This is a genomic window from Desulfomicrobium aestuarii, from assembly GCF_055385525.1.
In genome coordinates this window covers 1,839,854-1,862,383 of the sequence record NZ_AP042427.1, presented here as the reverse complement: position 1 = coordinate 1,862,383, position 22,530 = coordinate 1,839,854, and the positions used below count along the sequence as shown (strand labels likewise).

22 protein-coding genes and 1 pseudogene are annotated in these 22,530 nt (G+C 65.5%); 15 read left to right on the top strand and 8 right to left on the bottom strand.

Going from position 1 to position 22,530, the window contains the following annotated elements; genetic code table 11:
* Positions 1–24 precede the first annotated feature (24 nt).
* Genes ACZ5AC_RS08460 through radA form a run of 4 tightly spaced genes read left to right on the top strand, consistent with a single transcriptional unit; the run spans position 25 to position 3,694 of the window.
* Positions 25–492, top strand: coding sequence for an N-acetyltransferase (locus tag ACZ5AC_RS08460; RefSeq protein WP_464250506.1), 468 nt, complete (start codon positions 25–27; stop codon positions 490–492).
* A 15-nt stretch (positions 493–507) separates the two neighbouring features.
* Positions 508–1,032 carry a hypoxanthine phosphoribosyltransferase gene (gene hpt / locus ACZ5AC_RS08455; RefSeq protein WP_464250505.1) on the top strand — a complete coding sequence of 175 codons (525 nt, stop codon included), beginning with the start codon at positions 508–510 and terminating at the stop codon, positions 1,030–1,032.
* A gap of 36 nt (positions 1,033–1,068) precedes the next feature.
* Positions 1,069–2,301, top strand: coding sequence for a DUF3426 domain-containing protein (locus ACZ5AC_RS08450; protein ID WP_464250504.1), 1,233 nt, complete (start codon positions 1,069–1,071; stop codon positions 2,299–2,301).
* A gap of 52 nt (positions 2,302–2,353) precedes the next feature.
* Positions 2,354–3,694: a DNA repair protein RadA gene (gene radA, locus ACZ5AC_RS08445; protein WP_464250503.1), complete on the top strand. Its 1,341-nt coding sequence runs from the start codon at positions 2,354–2,356 to the stop codon at positions 3,692–3,694.
* 311 nt (positions 3,695–4,005) lie between these two features.
* Here radA and ACZ5AC_RS08440 read toward each other — a convergent pair whose 3' ends face one another.
* From ACZ5AC_RS08440 to ACZ5AC_RS08425, 4 genes are read right to left on the bottom strand one after another with little or no spacing between them, the layout of a single operon-like run.
* Positions 4,006–5,256, bottom strand: coding sequence for a replication-associated recombination protein A (locus ACZ5AC_RS08440; RefSeq protein WP_464250502.1), 1,251 nt, complete (start codon positions 5,254–5,256; stop codon positions 4,006–4,008).
* Between the two features lie 4 nt (positions 5,257–5,260).
* Positions 5,261–5,737 carry a tRNA (adenosine(37)-N6)-threonylcarbamoyltransferase complex ATPase subunit type 1 TsaE gene (tsaE, locus tag ACZ5AC_RS08435; RefSeq protein WP_464250501.1) on the bottom strand — a complete coding sequence of 159 codons (477 nt, stop codon included), beginning with the start codon at positions 5,735–5,737 and terminating at the stop codon, positions 5,261–5,263.
* Complete coding sequence (locus ACZ5AC_RS08430; protein WP_464250500.1) at positions 5,734–6,189, bottom strand: CBS domain-containing protein; 456 nt, start codon at positions 6,187–6,189, stop codon at positions 5,734–5,736. Before ACZ5AC_RS08430 ends, tsaE begins: the two co-directional genes overlap by 4 nt.
* Positions 6,165–7,721: an NAD(P)H-hydrate dehydratase gene (locus tag ACZ5AC_RS08425; protein WP_464250499.1), complete on the bottom strand. Its 1,557-nt coding sequence runs from the start codon at positions 7,719–7,721 to the stop codon at positions 6,165–6,167. Before ACZ5AC_RS08425 ends, ACZ5AC_RS08430 begins: the two co-directional genes overlap by 25 nt.
* Before the next feature lie 242 nt (positions 7,722–7,963).
* Here ACZ5AC_RS08425 and potA point away from each other — a divergent pair, with 242 nt between their 5' ends.
* The 4 genes from potA to ACZ5AC_RS08405 are packed head-to-tail and all read left to right on the top strand — an operon-like array spanning position 7,964 to position 11,739.
* Entirely contained in the window at positions 7,964–9,109 is a 1,146-nt protein-coding gene (gene potA, locus ACZ5AC_RS08420) for a spermidine/putrescine ABC transporter ATP-binding protein PotA (RefSeq protein ID WP_464250498.1), read from the top strand.
* On the top strand, positions 9,099–9,950 hold the full coding sequence (potB, locus tag ACZ5AC_RS08415) for a spermidine/putrescine ABC transporter permease PotB (protein WP_464250497.1): 852 nt from the start codon (positions 9,099–9,101) through the stop codon (positions 9,948–9,950). The genes potA and potB overlap by 11 nt, the downstream gene beginning before the upstream one ends.
* Positions 9,950–10,714, top strand: coding sequence for a spermidine/putrescine ABC transporter permease PotC (gene potC, locus ACZ5AC_RS08410; RefSeq protein ID WP_464250496.1), 765 nt, complete (start codon positions 9,950–9,952; stop codon positions 10,712–10,714). Before potB ends, potC begins: the two co-directional genes overlap by 1 nt.
* Entirely contained in the window at positions 10,711–11,739 is a 1,029-nt protein-coding gene (locus ACZ5AC_RS08405; RefSeq protein ID WP_464250495.1) for an extracellular solute-binding protein, read from the top strand. The genes potC and ACZ5AC_RS08405 overlap by 4 nt, the downstream gene beginning before the upstream one ends.
* A gap of 86 nt (positions 11,740–11,825) precedes the next feature.
* Here the strand turns inward: ACZ5AC_RS08405 and ACZ5AC_RS08400 are convergent, their stop codons facing one another.
* On the bottom strand, positions 11,826–12,020 hold the full coding sequence (locus ACZ5AC_RS08400; RefSeq protein WP_464250494.1) for an FmdB family zinc ribbon protein: 195 nt from the start codon (positions 12,018–12,020) through the stop codon (positions 11,826–11,828).
* 76 nt (positions 12,021–12,096) lie between these two features.
* On the opposite strand from ACZ5AC_RS08400, the gene ACZ5AC_RS08395 reads away from it, so the two are divergent.
* The 3 genes and pseudogenes from ACZ5AC_RS08395 to ACZ5AC_RS08385 all read left to right on the top strand — a co-directional run.
* Entirely contained in the window at positions 12,097–12,288 is a 192-nt protein-coding gene (locus ACZ5AC_RS08395) for a hypothetical protein (RefSeq protein WP_028576125.1), read from the top strand.
* A 70-nt stretch (positions 12,289–12,358) separates the two neighbouring features.
* Positions 12,359–13,666: an L-cysteine desulfidase family protein gene (locus ACZ5AC_RS08390; protein ID WP_464250493.1), complete on the top strand. Its 1,308-nt coding sequence runs from the start codon at positions 12,359–12,361 to the stop codon at positions 13,664–13,666.
* Positions 13,667–13,688: 22 nt separating this feature from the next.
* A pseudogene (locus tag ACZ5AC_RS08385) lies at positions 13,689–15,029 on the top strand (UDP-glucose dehydrogenase family protein); the annotation flags it as partial.
* Between the two features lie 87 nt (positions 15,030–15,116).
* On the opposite strand, the gene ACZ5AC_RS08380 reads toward ACZ5AC_RS08385, so the two are convergent.
* Positions 15,117–15,449, bottom strand: a complete 333-nt coding sequence (locus ACZ5AC_RS08380; protein ID WP_464250492.1) for an XRE family transcriptional regulator — start codon at positions 15,447–15,449, stop codon at positions 15,117–15,119.
* The gene (locus ACZ5AC_RS08375) at positions 15,442–15,873 is read right to left on the bottom strand and encodes a type II toxin-antitoxin system RelE/ParE family toxin (RefSeq protein WP_464250491.1); all 432 of its coding nucleotides are present in this window, start codon (positions 15,871–15,873) and stop codon (positions 15,442–15,444) included. Before ACZ5AC_RS08375 ends, ACZ5AC_RS08380 begins: the two co-directional genes overlap by 8 nt.
* 43 nt (positions 15,874–15,916) lie before the next feature.
* Between ACZ5AC_RS08375 and ACZ5AC_RS08370 the strand changes: the two genes are divergently transcribed.
* The 4 genes from ACZ5AC_RS08370 to ACZ5AC_RS08355 all read left to right on the top strand — a co-directional run bounded on the left by ACZ5AC_RS08370 (position 15,917) and on the right by ACZ5AC_RS08355 (position 20,199).
* Positions 15,917–16,138 carry a hypothetical protein gene (locus ACZ5AC_RS08370; RefSeq protein ID WP_464250490.1) on the top strand — a complete coding sequence of 74 codons (222 nt, stop codon included), beginning with the start codon at positions 15,917–15,919 and terminating at the stop codon, positions 16,136–16,138.
* Between the two features lie 143 nt (positions 16,139–16,281).
* Positions 16,282–17,280 carry an ABC transporter substrate-binding protein gene (locus ACZ5AC_RS08365; protein WP_464250489.1) on the top strand — a complete coding sequence of 333 codons (999 nt, stop codon included), beginning with the start codon at positions 16,282–16,284 and terminating at the stop codon, positions 17,278–17,280.
* Positions 17,281–17,417: 137 nt separating this feature from the next.
* Positions 17,418–18,503: an ABC transporter ATP-binding protein gene (locus ACZ5AC_RS08360; protein ID WP_464250488.1), complete on the top strand. Its 1,086-nt coding sequence runs from the start codon at positions 17,418–17,420 to the stop codon at positions 18,501–18,503.
* Positions 18,504–18,513: 10 nt separating this feature from the next.
* Complete coding sequence (locus ACZ5AC_RS08355; RefSeq protein WP_464250487.1) at positions 18,514–20,199, top strand: ABC transporter permease; 1,686 nt, start codon at positions 18,514–18,516, stop codon at positions 20,197–20,199.
* 90 nt (positions 20,200–20,289) lie between these two features.
* Here the strand turns inward: ACZ5AC_RS08355 and sucD are convergent, their stop codons facing one another.
* Positions 20,290–22,359: a succinate--CoA ligase subunit alpha gene (gene sucD, locus ACZ5AC_RS08350; RefSeq protein ID WP_464250486.1), complete on the bottom strand. Its 2,070-nt coding sequence runs from the start codon at positions 22,357–22,359 to the stop codon at positions 20,290–20,292.
* Positions 22,360–22,530 lie beyond the last annotated feature (171 nt).

Below are 22,530 nucleotides of genomic sequence, written 5' to 3'. Positions count from 1 at the left end.
CACATCGACATCACGGGACCAAACATGGAAAGATTCGTACTCAGAAAGGCGACCATCGCCGACGTCAAAGCCATCCACCGCCTGCTCATGGACTGCGCCAACAAGCGTCTGCTTCTGCCGCGCTCCTTCGGGGAACTCTACTCCCATTTGCGCGACTTCATCGTCGCCGAGGACAGGCAGACGGGCGAGGTCGTGGGCTGCTGCGCCCTGACCATCACCTGGGAGGCCCTGGCCGAGGTCCGATCCCTGGTCGTGGCCGAGAGCGCCCAGGGCCAGGGGCTGGGGCGCAGGCTGGTGGAGTTCTGCGTCAGCGACGCCCTGACATTCGGTGTTTACAAGGTCTTCGCCTTGACCTATCAGGTCGCCTTTTTCCAGAAGCTGGGATTCAAGGAAGTGAGCAAGGACATTCTGCCCCAGAAGGTCTGGGCCGACTGCCTCAAGTGCCCCCAGTTCCCGGAATGCGACGAAGTGGCCATGATGATTGAATTGTAAGAGAGTGGAGTGCTCATGAAATTCGTCCAGCTTTTCGACCGAAACCAGATCGAGGCCCGCGCGCGCGAACTCGGCCGCCAGATATCCGAGCATTACGGCGACGAGCCCGTGGTCTGCGTCTGCGTGCTCAAGGGCGCCTACGCCTTCTTCACGGACCTGATGCGCAACCTGACCATCCATCCGACCATGGATTTCGTCCGCCTGTCGAGCTACGCGGACCAGACCTCGCGCAAGTCCAAGATGGTCTTTTCCAAGGACATGGAGATCGACATCAGGGACAAGCACGTCCTCGTCGTCGAGGACATCGTCGACACGGGCCATTCCATGCAGTTCCTGACCAAGGTCCTGGAGGCCAGGGGGCCGAAGTCCATCAGCATCGCGGCCATGATCGACAAGACCGAGCGCCGCGAGGTCGACATCCGGGTCGATTTCGTAGGTTTTCCTCTGGATAAAGGCTACATCGTCGGCTATGGGCTTGACTACGCCGAGCAATACAGAGAACTTGACGGCATCTACGACCTCAAGTTCTCCGAAGCGTAGTCCTTTAGCCAGATTGACCTTTTGCAAGGACAGGCCATGATCGTTCAATGCCCCGAGTGCACGACAAAATACAATCTCGACGAAAGCAAGATCGGCCATGACGGCACCAAGGTCCGGTGCGCGCGCTGCAAGAGCGTTTTCACCGTTTTCCGCCCCAAGTCTGCCGAACCGGTGGAACCGTTGCTCCCGGTACAGGAGGCTCCGGCCGCTCCCGCCCCCAAACCCCCTGTCGATGATTTTTCCGATGACGGGTTCGACGACATGTTCAAGGCCGCGCCTGCCGCTGCCGCGCCGAAACCCGATGTCGACGATTTTTCCGACGACGGGTTCGACGACATGTTCAAAGCCGCGCCTGCCGCTGCGGCCTCGAAACCCGCGGTCGACGACTTTCTCGAAGACGAATTCGGCGACATGTTCAAGGATGCGCCGTCCGCTCCCGCTCCCAGACCCGCACCGCAGTCTTCCGCTGCCGATTCCCTGGAGGACGAGCTTGAGGCGCTGCTCGATGCCGGAAAGGCCAGGACCGCGCCCAAACCCGCCGCAAGGGATACCATCGAGGACGACCTGACGGCCATGCTCGAGGAACGGATGTCCAAGGCCGCTCCCGCGCGTCCCGTGGACAGGGAGATGCTGGCGGATCTCGAAGGGGCCTTCCAGCAGCCCCTCGTCGGTTCCTCCGACCGCGACCCCCTGCGCGACGAGGACGCTCCCGCAGCCAAGGGTCGGAAGTCCGGAAAAACCGGACTCATTCTCGGCCTGCTTCTCGTGCTGCTGGTCTGCGTCGGCGCCGGAGTATATTTCTTCCGTCCTGCCTTGCTGGGCCTCGGCACCGAGCCACCTGCGCCCCCGGCCGCCTCGGGCGCCGCTCCGCGCGAAGGCGCGGCCCAGATCGCCCTGGAGAACGTCCGCCAGTACTTCGTGCCCAACGAGAAGGAAGGGCAGCTCTTCATCATCGAGGGCAAGGCCGTGAACCGCTTCCCCGAAGCCCGCGAACTCATCCGCCTCAAGGCCTCCCTGTTCGATAGCCAGGGCAAGGAAGTGGCCGCCCAGGAGTTCATGTGCGGCAACGTGGTTTCCCTCTATCAGCTGCAGGTGTCCTCCAAGGCCGACATCGAGGCGGCCCTGACGGCCAAGGTCGGCATCCTGACCAACAACACCAACATCCAGCCCGGGGCCTCGGTGCCCTTCATGACCGTCTTCTTCCATGCGCCGGAGTCGGTGGAGGAGTTCGGGCTGGAAGTGATCCAGTCGACGCTGCCGCAGCAATGACGACCAACCCGAACCCCACGAGGCAGGCCCCGGCCTGCCTTTTTTATTGCCCATGAAGACCAGAACCGCCTACGTCTGTTCGGCCTGCAAGGCCCAGAGCCCGCGCTGGCAGGGGCAGTGCCCCCAGTGCAGGGCCTGGAACACCCTCGAACCGGCCCAGATTCAGTCCGGCCGGGGAGAAGCGCCGGCCGCCAACCGGCCCGTGGACTTGCGAGACATGCCGCAGTTCCAGGAAGACCGCATCAGCACCCACCTTTCGGGCCTGGACCCGGTCCTGGGCAGCGGCTTCGTGCCCGGCGGCGTCATCCTCGTGGGCGGGGAGCCGGGCATCGGCAAGTCCACGCTGCTCCTGCAGGTCGCCTCGGCCATGGAGAACTCCGGCAAGGCCGTGATCTACGTCTCGGGCGAGGAGTCCCTGTCCCAGATCCGCAGCCGGGCCGAGCGCCTCGGCATGCTTGGCGGCCGGCTCACGGCCATGGCCTCCAACCAGGCCGAGGACATCCTGGCCTGCATGGAGGACCGGCCGGCCCTGGTGGTGGTGGATTCGGTCCAGACCATGGTCTCGTCCAAGGCCGAGGGGCTGCCCGGCTCCGTCAGCCAGGTCCGGGCCGTGGCCACGGCCCTGGTGGAGCGGGCCAAGCAGACCGGCGTGACCGTCATCCTGGTGGGCCACGTGACCAAGGACGGGCAAATCGCAGGGCCCAAGCTCCTGGAGCACATGGTCGACACCGTCCTCTACCTGGAGGGTGACAAGGAGCATCTTTTCCGCATCCTGCGCGTGGTCAAGAACCGCTTCGGACCGTCCAACGAGATCCTGCTCTTCGAGATGAAGGAGCAGGGCATGAGCGTCATCGAGGACCCCTCGACCTTCTTTCTGCAGGCCCGGGACACGGCCCTCTCGGGCACGGCCCTGGTCATGTCCATGGAATCCCAGCGCCCCTTCGTGGTCGAGGTGCAGGCCCTGGTCACGCGGACCTTCCTGGCCTTCCCGCGGCGCACGGCCCTGGGCTTCGACTCCAACCGCCTGCACCTGCTCATCGCCGTCATGGAGAAGCGCCTGCAGGTCAACCTTGGGCAGGTCGACGTCTACGCCAAGGTCGGGGGCGGGCTGCGCATGAAGGACCCGGGCCTGGACCTGGGCATCGTCGCGGCCATCCTGTCGTCGCTCTACGACAGGCCGTTGCCCGAAGGCGCGGTCTTCTGGGGCGAGGTGGACCTGAACGGGCAGATCAGGCCCGTCACGGGGCACGACGTGCGGCTGAGGCAGGCGGCGAACCTGGGGTATGCGCCCATGGTGCATCCGCGTGCCGGGGCCAAGGGGGACGGGTGGTCGAGGATTTCCGATGTGCAGCGGATGCTGTTCGGGGAGATGGGGAAGAAACAGGGGGCTTGAGCTTGGGCGGCCGCTGTCCGGTCCGGGTCCGGGCGGGGGCGCAGAAACTTCCTCGCCGGCCTCGTAGAGCCGAACCGTCGCGCATCAGCGCGGGGGGGCGGGGCAGAGCGAAGGGCGACGGTTCGGCAAACGATGCCTGGCTCGGTCGGACAGTCGCCGCCCCCCGCCCGGACCCGGACCGGACAGCTCCGTCGGTGCTGATGCGGGAGGAGGGCGGAGCAGGATGCGTCTCAGGTCTCGTTCTTGCCTCGGTCAGAAGGCGAATCCCATTCAAATTTGAAGCAGTCTTTGTTTGTACGGGGATGTGAACACTATCCCGTCCAGTCCTTGGCGTCCTTGCCCTTGGGCTTGACGCGGGAGGCCCTGAGCTTGCGGGTCCAGAGGTTCAGGCGTTCCTCGTGGCCCTGGGCCTTGGGCTGGTAGAAGATGCGCCCTTTGAGTTCCGGGGGAAGGTATTCCTGGTCGACCCAGGCTTCGGGATAGGCGTGGGGGTATTTGTAGCCCTGGCCGTAGCCCCATTCCTTCTGCAGGCTGGTGGACGCGTTGCGCAGGTGCAAGGGCACGGGCTTGGGGCCGTTGGTGCGGATTTCCTTGATGGCCGAGAGGTAGCCGGCGTAGGCCGAGTTGCTCTTGGGCGCCAGGGCGAGGTAGACCGTCGTCTCAGCCATGGGAATCCATCCTTCCGGCATGCCGATGCGCTCCACGGCCTGCTCGCAGGCCACGGCCAGGGGCATGGCCATGGGGTCGCCCAGACCCACGTCCTCGGCCGCCGAGAGGATGAGGCGGCGGCAGATGAAACGCGGGTCCTCGCCCGTTTCCACCAGGCAGGCCAGGTAGTAGAGGGCCGCGTCCGGGTCCGAGCCGCGGATGGACTTGATCAGGGCCGAGGCCAGTTCGTAGTGCGAGTCCCCCTCGCGGTCCCCGCGCAGCACGATCTCCGGCAGGCGCGCCTTGAGGTGCTCCAGCTCCAGTTCCTTTTCCTCGAGTCCCGAGGCGAACTCCACCAGATTGAGCATGGTCCGCGCGTCGCCGCCCGAGAGGGTGGCCAGCAGCTCCAGGCTCTTCTCCGGGATGGCCGTCCCGAGCTTGTCCGTGCCCCGCTTGCCCACGTCCACCAGCTCCGCCATGCCCAAGGACCGCAGCCGCAGCACGTGCAGCCGCGAGAGGAGCTGGCGCGTGACGCTGAAGGACGGGTTCTCGGTGGTCGTGGCGATGAGGGTCAGCTCGCCGGTCTCCAGCAGGGGCAGGAAGAAGTCCTGCTGGGCCTTGGAGTAGCGGTGGAGCTCGTCGAGGATGAGGATCTCGATGTCCTGGATCTGCTTGCGCAGGGCCGTGATGCCGACCTCCGGGGCGCTCAGGCGCAGGAAGGGCCGGCCGGTGTGCTGGGCCAGGAGCAGGGCCACGGTGGATTTGCCGCAGCCGGGAGGGCCGAAGAGCAGCAGGCTCGGCAGGCTCTTGGACTGCATGAGTGTCCGCAGCCGCTGGCGGAAGTGGCTCTGGCCGATGAAATCGTCGAGGGACTGGGGTCGCAGGGACTCGGCCAGGGGGCGCTTCTGGGACACGCTCCTAGGCCTCCAGGACGTTCTGCACGCAGGCGAGGACGGTCTGGGCCTCGCGGCCGCGGGCCGTGAGTTCGACGGAACGGCCTTCTTCCTGCACGGTCCAGGTCATCTCGATGTAGCTCTCGGGAAGGGCGTCCGGCGGGAGATGCTCGGCCCACTCCACCAGGCAGAAGTGGTCCGGGGCCAGCAGGGTCTCTTCCAGGTCCGCGCTGAAGCCCTGGCCGGCTGTGCGGTAGAGGTCGAAATGACCCACGGGCGGGTCTGTCGGGTAGAGGTTCAGCAGGTTGAAGCTCGGGCTGCTGACCTCGGCCTTTTCGCTCCCCGGCAGGGCCTGGACCAGTTCGCGCACGAACGTGGTCTTGCCCGCGCCCAAGGGGCCGTGCATGAGCACCGTCGGGAGGAAGGGGCTCCCGTCGATGCAGGCCGCCAGCGCCCTGGCCAGGTTGGCGGTCGCTTCGACGGAGGTCAGGACGATGTTCATGACTTCGGCATCAGGGTTCTGATGATGTCCTGCATGCCGACCACGCCCACCAGCAGGCCGTCGCGGGTGACCGGCAGGGTGTGGAACTTGCGGTCGACCATGAGGGTCGCGATCTCGTCGATGGTCGTTTCCGGGGACACGGTCACGACCTTGGTGCTCATGGCGTCGGCCACCTTGGAGGCGGCGATGCGCTTGACCTCGGCCTCCAGCAGGGCGGTGGAGGACAGGGGCACGAAGCCGTCGAGCAGGGTGAAGAGCGAGGGGATGGGCAGGCTCTTCTGCATGCGCACCAGGTCGGACTGGCAGAGGATGCCCACCAGGCGGTTGTCGGCGTCGACCACGGGCAGTCCGTTGACGCCTTTCTCGATGAGGGTCTTCGCGGCTTCGGTGATGTCGGCTTCGGGGCTGATGGTAACGACCGCGGTGGTCATGATATCTTGAGCTGTACGCATTTTTTCCACTCCTTCAGGGCGGTTGGCAGATGATCGGCGATTTCGAGGGGGGTGTTGCCCCGGTCCGGGAATTCCTCGGCGAGCAGGGTGCCCGCATAACCGTGCCAATACACGCCGATCTGCGCGGCGGTCAATGGCGGCAGTCCGCGGGCCAGGAGGCTGCCGATGACGCCCGAGAGCACGTCGCCCGACCCGGCGATGGCCAGGTTGGGGGCGCAGAAGGGGGAAATGGCGATGGGGTCCTTGTGTCCGGCGACGATGGACGCGGCCCCCTTGAGCACGAGGTTGACCTGGCGTCCGAAGGAGAACTCCCTGGCGTAGCGCGCCCTGGCCAGGTTGATCTCGCGGGGTGTGACCCCGAAGAAATTGGCCATCTCTCCCGGGTGCGGCGTGAGCACTGCGTCGGGTCCCAGCCTTTCCAGCAGTTCTGGGCGCTTGGCCAGGAGGAAGAGGGCGTCGGCGTCGAAGAGGGTGTCGGGGTGCGGTTCGGCCAGATAGCGCTCCAGAAATGCGGCGGCTCCGTCGGTGCGGCCCAGTCCGGGCCCGAAGACCACGGCCGAGAAGCGCTGCAGGTGCGGGCGCAGGGAGTCGAGGCAGTCGGCGTCCCAGTTCTCCCCCCGGCCCAGGCCGATGGTCATGACCTCGGGGAAGCTGCCGTAGAACGCGGTCAGGGCCTTGGGGCAGGCGATGCTGACCAGGCCCGCCCCCGAGCGGAAGGCGGCGCGGGCCGCGAGCATGGGGGCGCCCGTCAGGCCCGGCGAACCGCCGAGCACCAGCAGGTGCCCGGCGTCTCCCTTGTGCATGGTCGCGGAGGTTTCGGGCAGCACCTTCACCAGATCCGGCGCCAGGGCGATGTGGGTTGCGGGATGGCTCTGCTTGATGTGCCGGGGGATGCCGATCTTGGACGTGACCAGCTTGCCGATGTGGTCCTTGGCCGGGGGCAGGAAGAGGCCGAGCTTGGCCTCCTCGAAGGTCACGGTCAGGTCGGCCTTGACCGCCACGGGCATGGGTTCGCCGGTGGCGCCGTTCAGGCCCGAGGGGATGTCCAGGGACAGGACGAAGGAGCGCTTGCCGAGCTTGTTGATGGACTTGATCCAGGACTGGGCCGCGGGACTCAGCATGTCCTTGAAGCCGGTGCCGAAGAGACCGTCCACGACCAGGTCGATCTTGGGCAGGGCGTCGAGTTCGTATTCCGGGAGATAGTAGCAGGGGATGCCCATGCTCTCCGCCAGCCGCAGGTGGTAGGCCGGGTCGCTGGTGTACGCGGTCGGGAGCTTGGAATGGAGGATGAGGACCTTGGCCCCGAGATTGAAAAGATGGCGGGCCAGGGCGAAGGCGTCGCCCCCGTTGTTGCCCGGTCCGGCGAAGACCATGGCCGAGATGTCGCGCAGGGGGCCGAACTCTTTTTTCAGTACGTAGAGCGCAGCCCGGCTTGCGTTCTCCATCAGGATCGTGCCGGACAGGCCGAATTCCTGCATGGTCAGACGGTCCCAGCGGGCCATTTCCTCGGGGGTGGGCAAATGGATGACCATCGAGTCTCCTCGTCGTGCTGTCGTTGCCCGGCTCTCGCGCCGGCAGTGAAGGCCTCGGTTCGCGTTTCCGCCCGTCCTTGCCACGAATCGCGGCACTATGCCAGTCATGATCTTTATGTCACGATCTTGCACAAGGCGGAAAATTATTCTTGACTCCTCATCTCAAGTTCTCCAAAAAAAAGAGCTTGCTGGAAGGTGTCGTCATGTCAGCGCCCCGGCAGAATTCCATGTCAGGAGGGGCCATGAACGATACCGCAACCCAGCAGTCACAGGCGCCCGTGGTCCGGTTGCGGAACGTGAGCAAGGTCTACGACGGCCAGCACGCCCTGCGCGACGTGTCGCTGGACGTCCAGCGCGGTGAGTTCCTGACCATCCTCGGTCCCTCGGGCTGCGGCAAGACAACCATCCTGCGTCTAGTGGCCGGCTTCGAGAACGCCACCTCCGGCTCCATCGCCATCGACGGCCGCGACGTCACGGGCCTCCCCCCCGAGCGGCGCAACGTCAACACCGTCTTTCAGAGCTACGCACTCTTCCCCCACATGAACGTCTTCGACAACGTGGCCTTCGGGCTGCGCATGAAGCGCCGCCCGGCCGACGAGATCGCCCGCGAGGTGGGCGAGACCCTGCGCCTGGTGCAGCTCGAGGGTTTCGAGGGGCGCATGGTCGGCAAGCTTTCGGGCGGGCAGCAGCAGCGCGTGGCCATCGCCAGGGCCATCATCAACCGCCCCCTGGTCCTCCTGCTGGACGAACCCCTTTCGGCCCTGGATTATCGCCTCCGCAAGCAGATGCAGCTGGACCTCAAGCACCTCCAGCGCAAGCTCGGCATCACCTTCGTCCTCGTCACCCATGACCAGGAGGAGGCCTTCTCCATGTCCGACCGGGTGATCGTCATGAACAACGGCGTCATCGAGCAGGTCGGCACGCCCGTGTCCGTGTACGAGGAGCCCTGCAACCTCTATGTGGCGCGCTTCGTGGGCGAGATCAACATCATCGACGCCGAGGTGGTCGAACCGGGCGACGGCCGGGCGCGGGTGCGCACCGGGGGGCTTGACGTGTTCATGCGCACGGGACACGCCTTCAGGGCCGGCGAGAAGGCGCACATCCTGCTGCGTCCCGAGGACCTGCGCGTCGAGACCCTCAAGGACCTGGCCGAGGACCCTGAACTCGAGGACATCTTCGCCCGCGGCCGCTCCATCGTCGGCACCGTGGAGGAGACCATCTACAAGGGCGCGACCTACGACGTCGTCGTGCGCCTGGACGCCGGCGGCGTCGTCACTGCCACGGAGTTCTTCAACGAGGACGACGAGACCGTCTATTTCCGCGCCGGCGACCGCGTGGCCGTGAGCTGGGTCGAGGGCTGGGAAGTGGTGCTGCCGTATGAGAAATGACGGCTTCTTCAAGCGGGCCGTGATCATCGGCGCCGTGGGCTGGATGACCGTCTTCGCCTTCGTGCCCAACATCCTCGTCTTCCTGGCCAGCTTCTGCGCCACCTCGACCGAGAATTTCATCGAGCCGGCCGCGACCCTGCGCAACTACGCGCGCCTCATGGACCGGACCCACCTGGACATCCTGCTGGGATCCCTCAGGCTCTCTGGCCTGGTCACGGCCATCTGCCTGCTGACGGCCTACCCCTTCGCATCCATCCTGGCCCGCGCCAGGAAGCCCGTGCGCAATACCCTGCTCCTGCTGGTAGTCATCCCCTTCTGGACCAACTCCCTGGTGCGCACCTACGCCATGACGGCCATGCTCAACTCCAGCGGCATCGTGAACAACGTGCTGCTGTCCCTGGGCCTCATCGACGCGCCCCTGGCCATGATGTACACGCCCGGGGCCGTGGTCCTGGGCCTGACCTACACGCTGCTGCCGTTCATGATCCTGCCCCTCTACGCGGCCCTGGAGCGCCTGGACCGCCGCTATCTCGAAGCGGCCCGCGACCTCGGCGCGAGCCCCTGGCGGGCCTTCTGGCGCGTGGTCGTGCCCCTGACCATGCCCGGCATCGTCTCGGGGTGCATGCTGGTCTTCCTGCCGGCCATCGGCATGTTCTACGTGTCCGACGTGCTGGGCGGGGCCAAGGCCATGCTTCTGGGCAACTTCATCCGCGACCAGTTCCTGACCACCCGCGACTGGCCCCTCGGCGCTGCGGCCAGCGTGACGTTGACGGCGCTCATGGGGCTCATGCTCCTGCTGTACTGGAAGAGCGCGGCCCGCCTGGGCCGGGAGGCGTCCTGATGCGAACCCTGCGCGCGGTCTACGCCTGCCTGGTGTACCTCTTCCTGTACCTGCCCCTGGCCGTCATGGTCATCTATTCCTTCAACGACTCGCGCTTCTCCATGGCCTGGAAGGGCTTCACCCTGGACTGGTACGTCAAGCTCTTCGGCAACACGAGCCTCATGCAGGCCGCCCTGCACTCGCTTGTCATCGCCGTCCTCGCGGCGACCTGCTCGAGCATCCTGGGCACCTTCATCGCCATGGCCCTGCACCGCTGGCGTTTCCCGTCGCGCAAGGTCATCCGCACCTCGCTCTTCGTCATGATGATGTCGCCGGACATCGTCATCGGCATCTCGCTCCTGGTCCTGTTCATGGCCCTGTCCCTGCCGCTGGGGTTCTGGACCCTGCTCATGGCCCACGTGACCCTGTGCGTGCCCTTCGTGGCCATCACGGTCTTCGGCCGGTTGCACGGCTTCGACCCCCACGTTGTGGAGGCGGCGCGCGACCTGGGGGCGGGGGAGTACGAGGTCTTCCGGCACGTGGTCCTGCCCATGATCTTCCCGGCGGTCCTGGCCGGGTGGTTCCTGAGCTTCACCCTGTCCGTGGACGACGTCATCATCAGTTTCTTCACCACCGGCCCGACCTTCGAGGTCCTGCCGCTGCGCATCTACTCCATGGTCCGACTTGGCCTCAAACCCGAGGTCAACGCCCTGTGCGCCATCATGATCCTCATAACCGTTGTGGCCGTCATGCTGTCGCAGCGCTTCCTCAAGGAGAAACCATGAAACGTCTCGTCCTTCTCGCCCTCTGCCTGCTGCTGGCCTCCCAGGCCCTGGCGGCCTCCAAGGAGCTCTACGTCTACAACTGGTCGGAATACATGCCCGACAGCGTGCTGGAGGACTTCACCAAGGAGACCGGCATCAAGGTCGTCATGTCGACCTACGACAGCAACGAGGCCCTGTACGCCAAGATCAAGATGGTCGACGCCAAGGGGTACGACCTCATCGTCCCCTCGACGGACTTCGTCTCCCGCATGCGCAAGGAGGGGCTGCTCCGGCCCATCGACAAGTCGAAGCTGTCCAATTTCGGCAACCTCGACCCCAAGCTCCTGAACCAGGCCTTCGATCCGGACAACACCTACAGCGTCCCCTACATGTGGGGCTCCACGGTCATCGCCATCAATTCCAAGGACCCGGCCGCGGCCTCCATCACCTCCTTCGCCGACCTCTGGAAGCCCGAACTCAAGGGCAAGATCCTGCTGCCCAACGACATGCGCGGGGTGCTGGGCATGGGCCTCAAGCGCCTCGGGTATTCCCTGAACGAACCCGACCCGGCCAAGGTCGGCCAGGCCTGCGAACTGCTCATGCCGCTGATGGCAAGCGTCCGCGTCTTCGACTCCGACTCGCCCAAGCAGGCCCTGCTGAACAACGAGGTCATGGCGGCGGTGCTGTGGAACGGCGAGGCCTACATCGCCTCCGGTGAGAACCCCGACATCAAGTTCGTCTACCCCACGGAGGGCTTCAGTCTCTGGGTGGACAACCTCTGCATCCCCAAGAACGCGGCCAACGTCGAGAACGCCCACATCTTCATAGACTATCTCCTGCGGCCCGAGGTGGCGGCCTTCATCTGCCAGGAGATGGGCTACTCCTCTCCCAACCTGGCGGCCAAGGAAACCCTGCCCGAGGACGTGCGCACCAACGCCCTCGTCTACCCGACGCCCGAAGACATGGCCCGCGGCGAGTTCGAGACCGACCTCGGCGAGGCCGTCAAGGCCTACGAGGAATGCTGGATGAAGCTCAAGACCGAGTAGCTTTTCGGCAGACCAAAAAAATCGGCGTCGCCCGCGGGGGTGACGCCGATTTTTTTTGCCTTCCGCACGGGAAGGGCGGTTCATCCTCAGGAGAAGCCGCCCCGCGGAGAGCAGGTCGATTCCGTCTTTCGTCCGGGCTGGGATGCGCAGGCCGAGACGAGCCTGGCCACGTTCTCGGACGAGCCGCATCTCGGGCAAGGAGGCATGTCCTCGCGGCTGGCCGGTAGGATCTCCTCGAAACAGAATTGGCAGGTTTTGCATTGGAATTCATAGATGGGCATGGTAGAAATTCCTGTGTGATCGCTCCGGGCGGGGCGGTTTACGGTGACAGGCACGATTCAATGGACGGAGGTAATCATGGACCCTCAGCTGCGCAAGCGCCTGGACGACTTTTTCGACGTGGGCTTCGGCAAGACCACGGGTATCGACACGGCCCTGGAGATCACCAAGATATACGCCGGTTCCGCCGCCGCGGACCCGGAGAAGATACCTGACCTGTTCGTGCGCCTGGTGCAGCTCTTCGAGCCGAATCTCGACGTGCGCGAGTGAGCCGGATTGACAGCCCCGGTATTCTCGGCAATGAAATCCGCTTTTGCGGATTTTTCCTGAAGAGGGTGCAATGAGTTTCTCCGTCAAGGATTTACTGCGCGCGCAGGTGGCCCCGGCCCTGGGGTGCACCGAACCCGTGGCCGTGGCCCTGGCCGCCGCCGCGGCGGCCGCTGTCCTTCCCGGCCGGCCCGAGCGCATCGCCCTGTGGGTGGACCCCAATATCTACAAGAACGGGCTGGCCGTGATCATCCCCGGCACCGGCGGCCTGAGCGGCCTGGACCTGGCCGGGGCCCTGGGCGCCTTCGGCGGGAACCCGGCCCTGGGCCTGGAGGTCCTCGAACCCCTGACGCCCGAGTCCGTGCAGGCCGCCCGCACCCTGGTCCGCGACGGCGGGGTGACCCTGAACCTGCTGCAGGACCAGCGCGGGCTCTTCATCCGCGCCGAGGTCTTCGACGGCTCCCACGTGGCCGAGGCGGTCATCCGCGAAATGCACGACAACGTCGTCGGCGTGAGCCTGGACGGCCGGTCCCTGCCCCTGGACAAGGCCGCGCCCCGCGCCGCAGTCAAGGCCGACGTGTCGCGCCTGGAGGCCTGGATCAAGGCCCTGACCCTCGAAGACCTGGTCCGCCTGCTGGACGACCTTGACGACGAGGACCGCGAGTTCCTCATGGAGGGCGTGCGCACCAACATGCGCCTGGCCGAGCACGGGCTCAAGTTCGGGCCGGGGTTGGGCATCGGCAAGGCCCTGGATCGTCTGGTGCGTCAGAAGCTCATCTGCCGCGACATGGTCCTGGCCGCGCGCATCCTGACTTCGGCAGCGTCCGACGCGCGCATGGGCGGGGTCAAGCTGCCGGCCATGAGCTCCGCCGGCAGCGGCAACCACGGCCTGACGGCCATCCTGCCCATCTGGGCCATCCGAGACTTCATCGAGTGCGACGAGAAAACCGTGCTCGAGGCCATGGCCCTGAGCCACCTGGTCACGGCCTACGTCAAGGCACACACGGGCCGCCTCTCGGCCATCTGCGGCTGCTCCGTGGCGGCCGGGGCCGGGGCCAGCGCCGGCGTGGCCTACCTCCTGGGCGGGAACCTGGCGCACATCGCCGGGGCCATCAAGAACATCATCGAAGACCTGGCCGGGGTCATCTGCGACGGGGCCAAGGCCGGATGTTCCCTCAAGCTGGCCACGGCCGCGGGCACGGCCGTGCAGTCGGCCCTTTTTTCCCTGCAGGGCGTCAACGTCCTGCACACGGACGGCATCATCGGCGCCTCGCCCGAGCAGACCATGCAGAACATCGGCACGCTCAGCACCGAGGGCATGATCGAGACCGACCGGACCATTCTGAAAATCATGCTGGAGAAACGGTTCTCGGGTTTCTGACCCCGGACCAGCCGGCGCATTCAAGGAGATCGAACCAATGAACATATGTATCGTCGGGACGGGCTACGTCGGCCTCGTCTCCGCCGCCTGTTTCGCCGAAATGGGCAACAACGTGACCTGCGTCGACATCAACCCCGAGGTGGTGGAGCGCCTGAAGAGGGGCGAGGTCCACATCTACGAGCCGGGCCTGGAGCCCATGGTCCGCCGCAACGCCCAGGAGGGCCGCCTGACCTTCACCACGGACCTGGCCGAAGGGCTGAAGGACAGCCTCTTCGTCTTCTGCTGCGTCGGCACGCCCGAAGGCGAGGACGGCAGCGCGGACCTGCGCTACGTGCGCCAGGTGGCCCGCCAGGTCGGGCAGCTGATGACCGACTACAAGATCGTCGTCGACAAATCCACGGTGCCCGTGGGCACGGCCGACAGCGTGCGGGCCATCATCCAGGAGGAACTCGACAGGCGGGGCCTGAAGATCGAGTTCGACGTGGTCTCCAACCCCGAGTTCCTGAAGGAGGGCGACGCGGTCAACGACTTCATGAAGCCCGACCGCGTGGTCGTCGGCACGGACAACGTGCGCACGGCCGAGCTGCTGAAGACCCTCTACGCCCCCTACGCCCGCAGCCGCGAGAAGATGATCGTCATGGGCGTGCGCAGCGCCGAGATGACCAAGTACGCCGCCAACTGCATGCTGGCCACCAAGATCTCCTTCATCAACGAGATCGCCAACATCTGCGAGAAGGTCGGGGCAGACGTGCGCGACGTTCGCCACGGCATCGGCGCCGACCACCGCATCGGCTACCAGTTCATCTACCCGGGCGTGGGCTACGGCGGGTCCTGCTTCCCCAAGGACGTCAAGGCCCTCATCGGCACGGCCAAGGGCGCGGGCTACGAGCCGCAGCTCCTGTCGGCCGTGGACGAGGTCAACGACCGCCAGAAGACCGTCATCGCCCGCAAGGTCGAGGCCTACTTCGCCGAGCAGGGCGGCGTGGCCGGCAAGACCCTGGCCCTGTGGGGCCTGGCCTTCAAGGCCAACACCGACGACATGCGCGAGGCTCCGTCCCTGGAGCTCATCCGCCACCTGACGGCCCTGGGCATGAAGATCCGCGCCTTCGACCCCGTGGCCGGCGCAAACGCCCGCCGCATCCTGCAGGACAACCCCCTGGTCGAGATCTGCGACGACCAGTATGACGCCCTGAACGGCGCCGCGGCCCTGGCCGTGGTCACGGAGTGGAACCAGTTCCGCAACCCCGACTTCGCCAAGATCAGGAAGGGCCTCTCGGCCCCCATCCTCTTCGACGGCCGCAACCTCTACTCCCCGGCCCTCATGGCGGCGGAGGGGTTCGCGTATTTCTGCGTGGGCCGCTGAAGCCCCCCCGCTCGTCATGACGCGAAAGCCCCGACCGGAGTCATCCGGCCGGGGCTTTCGCATTTTTGCGGGACGTGGGGCTGATTCTCAGCGAGGAGCGGTATCCTTTTCGTCGAGGGTGGAAAAATTCGTGATGCGAACTACGCCGTCGGGAAATTTGGCCAGAATTTCCAGTTCGCCGCCCATGGCTTGAATATGGCCGCGCAGCGTCGAGAGGTACATGTCCGTCCGTCGCTCCAGCCTGGCGATGGCCGGCTGCTGAACGTTCAGGAGTTTCGCCAGGTCCTGCTGCGACAGGCCGCGGGCCTGCCTAAGTTCATGCAGGGGCATGTCCTTGAGCATCCTGTCGGCTAGGGCGCGGGACTGCTCTCGGGCCTGGGCCGACATGGCCTCGCGCAATGATGCGAATTTTTTAGCCATTGAGCAAACCTTCCTTCCGGAGTTGTCGGAGATGTTCGTCGTACAGCGCGTCGGCCTTGCGGATGTGGGTTTCGTACCACCGGTCGTTTCCCGTCTTGTCCCCGCCGATGAGCAGTATGGCTGCCCTGCGAGGATCGAAGGCATACAGCGTCCTTAAGGGTCGTCCTCCGCACTGCGTCCGCAACTCCCGCAGATGCCCGTGTCGTGAGCCGTTCACTGCGGCTGAGTGCGGAAAATTCAGCGCCGGGCCGAATAGTTCGAGGAGCCGCACGGACGCGTCGACGGCTATCTGTTCGGTTTCGGGCAGGGTGTGCCACCATGCTCCGAATTCGTCCGTGTACTCGACGTCCCAGATATGTTGACGAGTAGCCATGTCGAGATATTCCGTCAATGGAATGTTTTTGGGGGGAACGAAGGATTTCATATCCGGTTGCCGATGCTCCCGCGTTTCGCGATTGCGGGACCTCATGGAACCTATGCGTTACGGCCACGCCGTGACAGACGGTTTGATGTGTAATCAGAGGCAGATATTCGTAGGGCAGTTTGATGAGATTGCCGGAATCAAGGTTCTTGGTTTTGCGAAGCCCGTCTGTTCAGAACCCCCAAGTCAGCCAGAAATTTTTGGCACGCTGGAGGGCACGGTGAACCAATTTTTGAATATTGGAGATGTTTCTATTTTAACATCCTGATATTAAAATGGAAAGCAGGACAGTTCCGGCATTTGCGCGTTGACAGCACCTATCCCGTGGGCTAGTTTCTGCCACATAATTGTCATTCTTGTGTCACAATCCCGTAACACAGGGCCATGTGGAGCCCGAAGGAGGATGCGTTGATGAAGAGATTGGTGGTTGTGCTCGCACTGCTGCTCGGTACGGCCCTGGCGGCCCAGGCCGCGGAGGATGTTGCCGCCAAGGCAAAGGCCGAGGGCTCGGCGGCTTTCTACGCGAACATCACATCGGTGGAGCCCATCATGGAGGCCTTCGAGGCCGATACCGGGGTCAAGGGGCAGTACACGAGAATATCCACCTCGAAGTTTGTGGCCACTGTCATGACTGAGTTCGAGGCGGGCAAGCTCATGGCCGACGTGGTGCAGGGGCCGCTCCCGGTTCTTGAAATCCTCAAGGCCAAGGGCGTGCTGGCCCCCTACAGCTCCCCGGCGGCCGCCGGCTATGCCGAGTGGACCAGGAAGGACGACTCCATCCAGCTCTTCGGCATCGAGTACGTCGGCCTCGTCTACAACAAGGAGCTGGTCAAGCCGGCCGACGTGCCCAAGCGCTACGCCGACCTGGCCGACCCCAAGTGGAAGGACAAGATCGTCATGGCCAACCCGGCCAACCACGCCACGACCATCTCCTGGCTGGTGGGCCTCAAGGACAACGTGTTCAAGAGCGAGGCGGAGTGGCGGGCCTTCCTGAAGGGCCTTGCGGCCAACAAGCCCATGTTCGTGGCCTCCTTCGGGCCCACGCCGGCCCCGGTCGAGAGCGGCGAGAAGCTCATCGCCATCTCCATGCCTAAGTACATCATCACCAAGGCCCCGGCCCCGCTGGACTGGGCCCGCGTCGAGGAGCCTCTCTTCGGCACGCCCCGCGCCATCGCCGTGACCTCCAAGGCCCCGCACCCCAACGCCGCCAGGCTTTTCGTGGACTATTGGCTGTCCCAGAAGGCCATGGGCGTCCTGGCCAAGGACGTGGGCGAGTATGTCCTGGCCCCCGGAGTGTTCCCGCCCATCGACGGCATGGACAAGGCCGACGTGCGCCCCATCCGGGAGCTTTCCGACGAGGAAATCCAGAAGTGGGGAGCCGAGTTTCAGACCATATTCGAAGTGCAGTGATCAACCGGCGGCCGCCCGGAACCCAAATCCGGGCGGCCGTGCCCCGACTTTTCCGCGGAAGACCCCGCCCCCTTCAACCTGAACTTGAGCACCGCCGGACCGGACGCGCACCGGCCTGCGGCGAACGGGATCACATCATGGAGATTCGAATCCGAGGCGTCAGCAAGCACTACTTTTCCGAGGGCAAGACCATAAAGGCTCTGGACAATGTGGACCTGACCATCCCGGCCAACCAGATTTTCACCCTCCTTGGCCCCAGCGGCTGCGGCAAGACGACCCTGCTGCGCTGCATCGTCGGACTGGAGTCGCCCGATGCCGGCGAGATATCCATCGGCGACGACGTGGTCTGGTCCAGTGACAAGGGCATCTTCGTGCCCACGGAGCGGCGCGGGCTCGGCATGGTCTTCCAGACCTACGCCATCTGGCCGCACATGAACGTCTTCGACAACGTGGCCTATCCCCTGCAGACCAGGGGGACGCCCAGGGACGTCATGCGCGAGAAGGTCGAAAAGACCCTCAAATTCGTGCAGCTGGAAGGCTTCGAGAAACGCCCGGCCACCAAGCTCTCGGGCGGTCAGCAGCAGCGCGTGGCCCTTGCCCGGGCACTGGTGGCGGAGCCCAAGGTCATCCTCTTCGACGAGCCCCTGAGCAACCTCGACGCCAAGCTGCGGGAGGAGACGCGCAAGGAGCTGCGCACCTTCCTGACGGAACTGTCCATCACGGCCGTTTACGTGACCCACGACCGCATCGAGGCCCTGGCCCTGTCCGACTCCATCGCCGTCATGCGCGCCGGCCGGATCATCGAGCAGGGTTCCCCGCAGAAGATCTATTTCGACTCGGACCATCGCTTCGTGGCCGACTTCATCGGCCGGGCCAACCTGATCCCGGCCAGGGTCGCGAGCCAGCAGGACGGTTCGACCGTGGTCGAGAGCCCCCTTGGCCGCATCATCTGCCATAAGCGGGATTTCGCCGTGGGTTCCGAAGTGACCCTGTGCATCCGCCCCGAGTTTATCCGCGTCGTGCCCGGGGAAGGGGAGGGCGGGACGAATACGGTCCGCGGCAAGGTCGACACCCTGGTCTTCATCGGCGAGGCCTTCGAGATGGAACTCACGGCCGGGGGCGAGCGCCTGCTGGCCAAGGTGGATGCCGACACCCGCATCCAGGAAGGGGACCCTCTGCATTTCACCCTGGACCCGGCCCACTGCATGCTGGTCGGCGCCTGAGGGGGTGGGCATGGACTCCAGCCGATCCAAACTGACCATTTCCCTGATTCTCATCGTCGGCGTCCTGACCGTCTGCCCGGTGGTCATGCTGGTGCTCGGCAGCTTTTCCGAGGGCCTCACGGCCTTCGGCAGCTTCACCGTGCAGAAGTATGTGGACGCCTACACGGACCCTGCCCTGGGACAGATCATCCTCAACACAGTGGTCTTCGTCCTCGGCTCCTCGACCCTGGCCACGGGGCTGGCCCTGTTCCTGGCCTACCTGAACAACCGCACGGACATCCCCTGCAAGTTCATGTTCCGGATCATCTCCATCATTCCGATGATGATCCCGCACATCCTCTTTTCCGTGAGCTGGGCGCTGCTCTTGAACCCCTCCAACGGGCTCATCAACCTGGTGCTCAAGCAGGCCTTCTTTCTCGATCACGCGCCTTTGAACATCTATTCCCTGTGGGGCATGATCCTGGTGGAGGGGCTCCTGGACCTGCCCATCGCCTACCTTATCATCGCGCCGGCCATGGCCTCCTTCGACGTGGCCCTGGAGGAGTCGTCCAAGGTCTGCGGCGCTGGGCCGTGGCGGACCCTGCTGCGCGTGACCCTGCCGGTGCTGCGGCCGGCCATCCTGGCGGCCTTCATCCTCGGCGTGGTCAGAAGCCTGGCGTCCTTCGCCGTGCCGTCGGTCATCGGCATGCCCGGCCGGGTCTACGTCCTGGCCACGCACCTCTACCAGATGATCGCCACGGGCTTCTCCACGGACTACGGCAAGGCGGCGGCAGTGGGCATGAGCGTCCTGGCCGCGTCCATCACGCTGATCTTCGTCTACCGCGCCCTGACGGCCGAGAGCGAGAAGTTCGTGACCATTTCGAGCCGCGGCTACCGCCCCACGGTCATCCCCCTCAAGGCGGCCAGGTACCCGCTCTTTGCCGTGGTGGCGCTTCTGTCCTTCGTGCTCATCGTTCTGCCCGTGGCCGTGCTCTTCTACACCTCGCTGGTGCCGTACTCCATGGTGCCAAGCGCCCGGGCCTTCTCCCTCATGAGCTGGAAGCACTGGATCGAGGTCCTGAAGGACCCCATCTCCCTGCTGTCCCTGAAGAACAGCCTCTACCTCGGCGTGGGCGGGGCCACACTGGGCGTGGCCCTCTCGGTCTTCGTGGCCTACACCATCGTCAAGATCAGGACCCGGGCCTCGGGCTTCCTCGAATCCCTGAGCTTTTTATCCTTCTCCTTCCCCGGCATCGTCATCGGCGTGGGCTTCATGTGGTTCTTCGTGCGCACGCCGCTCTACGCCACCATCTGGGCCCTGCTCATCGGCTACATCGCCACCTATCTGCCCTACGGCATCCGACCCATGGCCAGCGCCTTCATCCAGGTCCACAGCCACCTGGAGGAGTCGTCCCTGGTCTGCGGCGCCAGCCGCATGACGACCATGCGCCGCATCATCATCCCCCTGCTCGTGCCGGGCATGGTCTCGGGCTGGATCCTCATGGCCACCATGTTCGTGCGCGAACTGACCCTGTCGGTGGTCCTGTCCAGGCCAGGCACGGAGGTCCTGGCGGTGCAGATCCTGCGCTTCGCCGAGGACGGGCTGTGGGGCAGGCTTTCGGCACTGGGCATCATGATGATCTTCATCTCCACGGCGCTGGTGATCCTGGCCACGCTGGTCGGGGCCAGATTCAAGCCCGTGAAGGGCGGGGGATAGGGGCTGGCCGCGGCCGCAGAAACAAGACGCCCGCCGTCCCGGAACGTGCCGGGGCGGCGGGCGTTTTTCGTTGCAGACGCGAAGGTGGAGCTAGAGAACCTTCCCCACGGCCGGAGCGATCTGGTCCAGGTCGTCGATGAGGTGGAAGCCCGAGTCGGCCATGGCGCGCAGCTTGGCTTCGATGCCGCCGGAGCCCTTTTCGAGGATGGCCCCGGCGTGGCCCAGGCGCTTGCCGGGAGGGGCCGTGCGGCCGGCGATGAAGCCGAAGACCGGGAGCTCGAAGCCCGTCTCCCGCATGTAGCGGCCCAGGTCCTCCTCGGCGCTGCCGCCGATCTCGCCCAGGATGACCACGGCCCTTGTCTGCGGGTCGTGGCGCACGAGCCGGCAGAGGTCCGTGAAGGAGGTGCCGACGAAGGGGTCGCCGCCGATGCCCACGCAGACCGACTGGCCGATGCCGGCGCGGGTCAGGCGGTCCACGCACTCATAGGTCAGGGTGCCGCTGCGCGAGAAGACGGCCACGGGGCCGGGGGTGAAGATGTCGCCGGGCATGATGCCGATCTTGGTGCGCCCCGGCATGATGAGGCCGGGGCAGTTGGGGCCGATGACGCGCGTGGCGCCGCCCTTGATGCGTTCCAGGGCGCGCAGCATGTCCAACTGGGGGATGCCGTCGGTGATGCAGACCACCCAGGGCACGCCCGCGGCCGCCGCTTCGAGGACCGCGTCCGGGGCCAGGGCGCCGGGCACGAAGATGATGGAGGCGTCGATGCGCGTGGCCGCGGCCGCCTCGCGCACCGTGTCGAAGACCGGCACGCCCAGGACCTCGCTTCCGCCCTTGCCGGGCGTGACCCCGGCCACGACCCGCGAGCCGTATTCCTGCATGAGCCGGCAGTGCAGCTGGCCCTGCTTGCCCGTCAGGCCCTGGACCAGGATTTGGCAGTCCGCAGGCAGGGGGAAGGGCGCACTTTCGGCGCGGGTTCGGGCGGGGAGCAGGGGTGCCGTGGACTCCACGCGCACGGGGGTGTGCACGCCGCCCTGCATGGTCCCCTTGAGCTTTTCCAGTTCGGCGCGGGCCGAGGAGAGGTCGGGGCAGAGGTGCAGGCCCCGCACGTCGGCCTCGCGCAGCAGGGCCAGGCCGTCGGCCGCGCCGTTGCCGGCGAAGCGGACCACGATGGGCTTGCGCGGCGGCTCGCCGCCCAGGGCTTCGAGCATGGACCGGGCCACCTTGTGGCAGGACAGGATGCCGCCGAAGATGTTGATGAAGACCATGCCCACGCGCTCGTCGTCGAAAAGGATGTCGAGTGCCGTGCGCATGGCCGCGCTGTCTGCGCCTCCGCCCAGGTCCAGGAAGTTGGCGGCCTCCAGGCCCGAATAGTTGAGGATGTCCATGCTGGCCATGGCCAGGCCCGCGCCGTTGACCATGAGGCCCACGAAGCCGTCGAGCTTATGGTAGCTCAGGCCCGCCTCGCGGGAGCGGTTCTCCTCGGGACTCAGGTGAACGGGCTCGAAGAAGCGGTTCAGGGACGGGTCGATGCCCACGCGGTGCCCGTCGATCTCGACCTTGCCGTCCAGGGCCAGCAGCTCGCCGCCGTCGGTCACGACCAGGGGGTTGATCTCGGCCAGGAGCAGGCGGTGGCGCAGGCTCATGTCGAAAAGGGCGGTCAGGAGGCCGCTGAAGGGCTTCAAGAGTTCCCTGGGCAGGTCGAGGTGGAAGAAGATGTTGCGGACCTGGTAGGGGGCGAGCCCCGCGTCGGGCATGGCGTGCTCGACGAGGATCGTCTCGGGGTCGCAGGTTTCGATGTCGACGCCGCCGGCGCGTCCGGCCGTGACGCAGAGGCTGCGGCTGCGGCGGTCGAGGGTCACGGACAGGTACATCTCCCTGCTGAAGGCCGCCCGGGGCTCGACGCGCACCAGACGCACCCGCTCCCCTTTGATGTCCAGGGAGAAGAGGCGTTCGAGCTCAGCCCGGGCCTGTTCTGCGGTGTCTGCCAAGCGGATGCCTCCGGCCTTGCCGCGGCCGCCGCTCAGGACCTGGGACTTGAGGACCCAGGGCAGGGGGAACGGGATGTCTGGGAGGCCGCCGGGCGCGAGGAGCACGCCCTGGGGGACCGGGATGCCGGATTCCTGGAAAAGCTGTTTGCTGCTGTGTTCATTGAGCTTCATGACGCAGTCCTCGCATCGGCGGTTGTCAAACAACATCCCTTGGACTATCACCGCGGGATGGCGCGCAGGGGCTCTTCCGGAATCGGCTGGCCCAGAGTGTATCGATCTTTCAGGGGTGCATACCTGCCTTGTCTTGAAAATCAAGAAAAATTGCAACAACTGGCTATTTTT

Excerpts from the sequence above, each read along its gene's own strand:
- ACZ5AC_RS08360 (WP_464250488.1), top strand. The coding sequence starts at position 17,418 with ATGGAGATTCGAATCCGAGGCGTCAGCAAGCACTACTTTTCCGAGGGC.
- ACZ5AC_RS08370 (WP_464250490.1), top strand. The coding sequence starts at position 15,917 with ATGGAACCTATGCGTTACGGCCACGCCGTGACAGACGGTTTGATGTGT.
- ACZ5AC_RS08365 (WP_464250489.1), top strand. The coding sequence starts at position 16,282 with ATGAAGAGATTGGTGGTTGTGCTCGCACTGCTGCTCGGTACGGCCCTG.
- radA (WP_464250503.1), top strand. The coding sequence starts at position 2,354 with ATGAAGACCAGAACCGCCTACGTCTGTTCGGCCTGCAAGGCCCAGAGC.
- hpt (WP_464250505.1), top strand. The coding sequence starts at position 508 with ATGAAATTCGTCCAGCTTTTCGACCGAAACCAGATCGAGGCCCGCGCG.
- potB (WP_464250497.1), top strand. The coding sequence starts at position 9,099 with ATGAGAAATGACGGCTTCTTCAAGCGGGCCGTGATCATCGGCGCCGTG.
- ACZ5AC_RS08450 (WP_464250504.1), top strand. The coding sequence starts at position 1,069 with ATGATCGTTCAATGCCCCGAGTGCACGACAAAATACAATCTCGACGAA.
- potC (WP_464250496.1), top strand. The coding sequence starts at position 9,950 with ATGCGAACCCTGCGCGCGGTCTACGCCTGCCTGGTGTACCTCTTCCTG.
- potA (WP_464250498.1), top strand. The coding sequence starts at position 7,964 with ATGAACGATACCGCAACCCAGCAGTCACAGGCGCCCGTGGTCCGGTTG.
- ACZ5AC_RS08430 (WP_464250500.1), bottom strand. The coding sequence starts at position 6,189 with ATGCGTACAGCTCAAGATATCATGACCACCGCGGTCGTTACCATCAGC.
- tsaE (WP_464250501.1), bottom strand. The coding sequence starts at position 5,737 with ATGAACATCGTCCTGACCTCCGTCGAAGCGACCGCCAACCTGGCCAGG.
- ACZ5AC_RS08375 (WP_464250491.1), bottom strand. The coding sequence starts at position 15,873 with ATGAAATCCTTCGTTCCCCCCAAAAACATTCCATTGACGGAATATCTC.
- ACZ5AC_RS08390 (WP_464250493.1), top strand. The coding sequence starts at position 12,359 with ATGAGTTTCTCCGTCAAGGATTTACTGCGCGCGCAGGTGGCCCCGGCC.
- ACZ5AC_RS08460 (WP_464250506.1), top strand. The coding sequence starts at position 25 with ATGGAAAGATTCGTACTCAGAAAGGCGACCATCGCCGACGTCAAAGCC.
- ACZ5AC_RS08380 (WP_464250492.1), bottom strand. The coding sequence starts at position 15,449 with ATGGCTAAAAAATTCGCATCATTGCGCGAGGCCATGTCGGCCCAGGCC.
- ACZ5AC_RS08355 (WP_464250487.1), top strand. The coding sequence starts at position 18,514 with ATGGACTCCAGCCGATCCAAACTGACCATTTCCCTGATTCTCATCGTC.
- ACZ5AC_RS08395 (WP_028576125.1), top strand. The coding sequence starts at position 12,097 with ATGGACCCTCAGCTGCGCAAGCGCCTGGACGACTTTTTCGACGTGGGC.
- sucD (WP_464250486.1), bottom strand. The coding sequence starts at position 22,359 with ATGAAGCTCAATGAACACAGCAGCAAACAGCTTTTCCAGGAATCCGGC.
- ACZ5AC_RS08405 (WP_464250495.1), top strand. The coding sequence starts at position 10,711 with ATGAAACGTCTCGTCCTTCTCGCCCTCTGCCTGCTGCTGGCCTCCCAG.
- ACZ5AC_RS08400 (WP_464250494.1), bottom strand. The coding sequence starts at position 12,020 with ATGCCCATCTATGAATTCCAATGCAAAACCTGCCAATTCTGTTTCGAG.
- ACZ5AC_RS08425 (WP_464250499.1), bottom strand. The coding sequence starts at position 7,721 with ATGGTCATCCATTTGCCCACCCCCGAGGAAATGGCCCGCTGGGACCGT.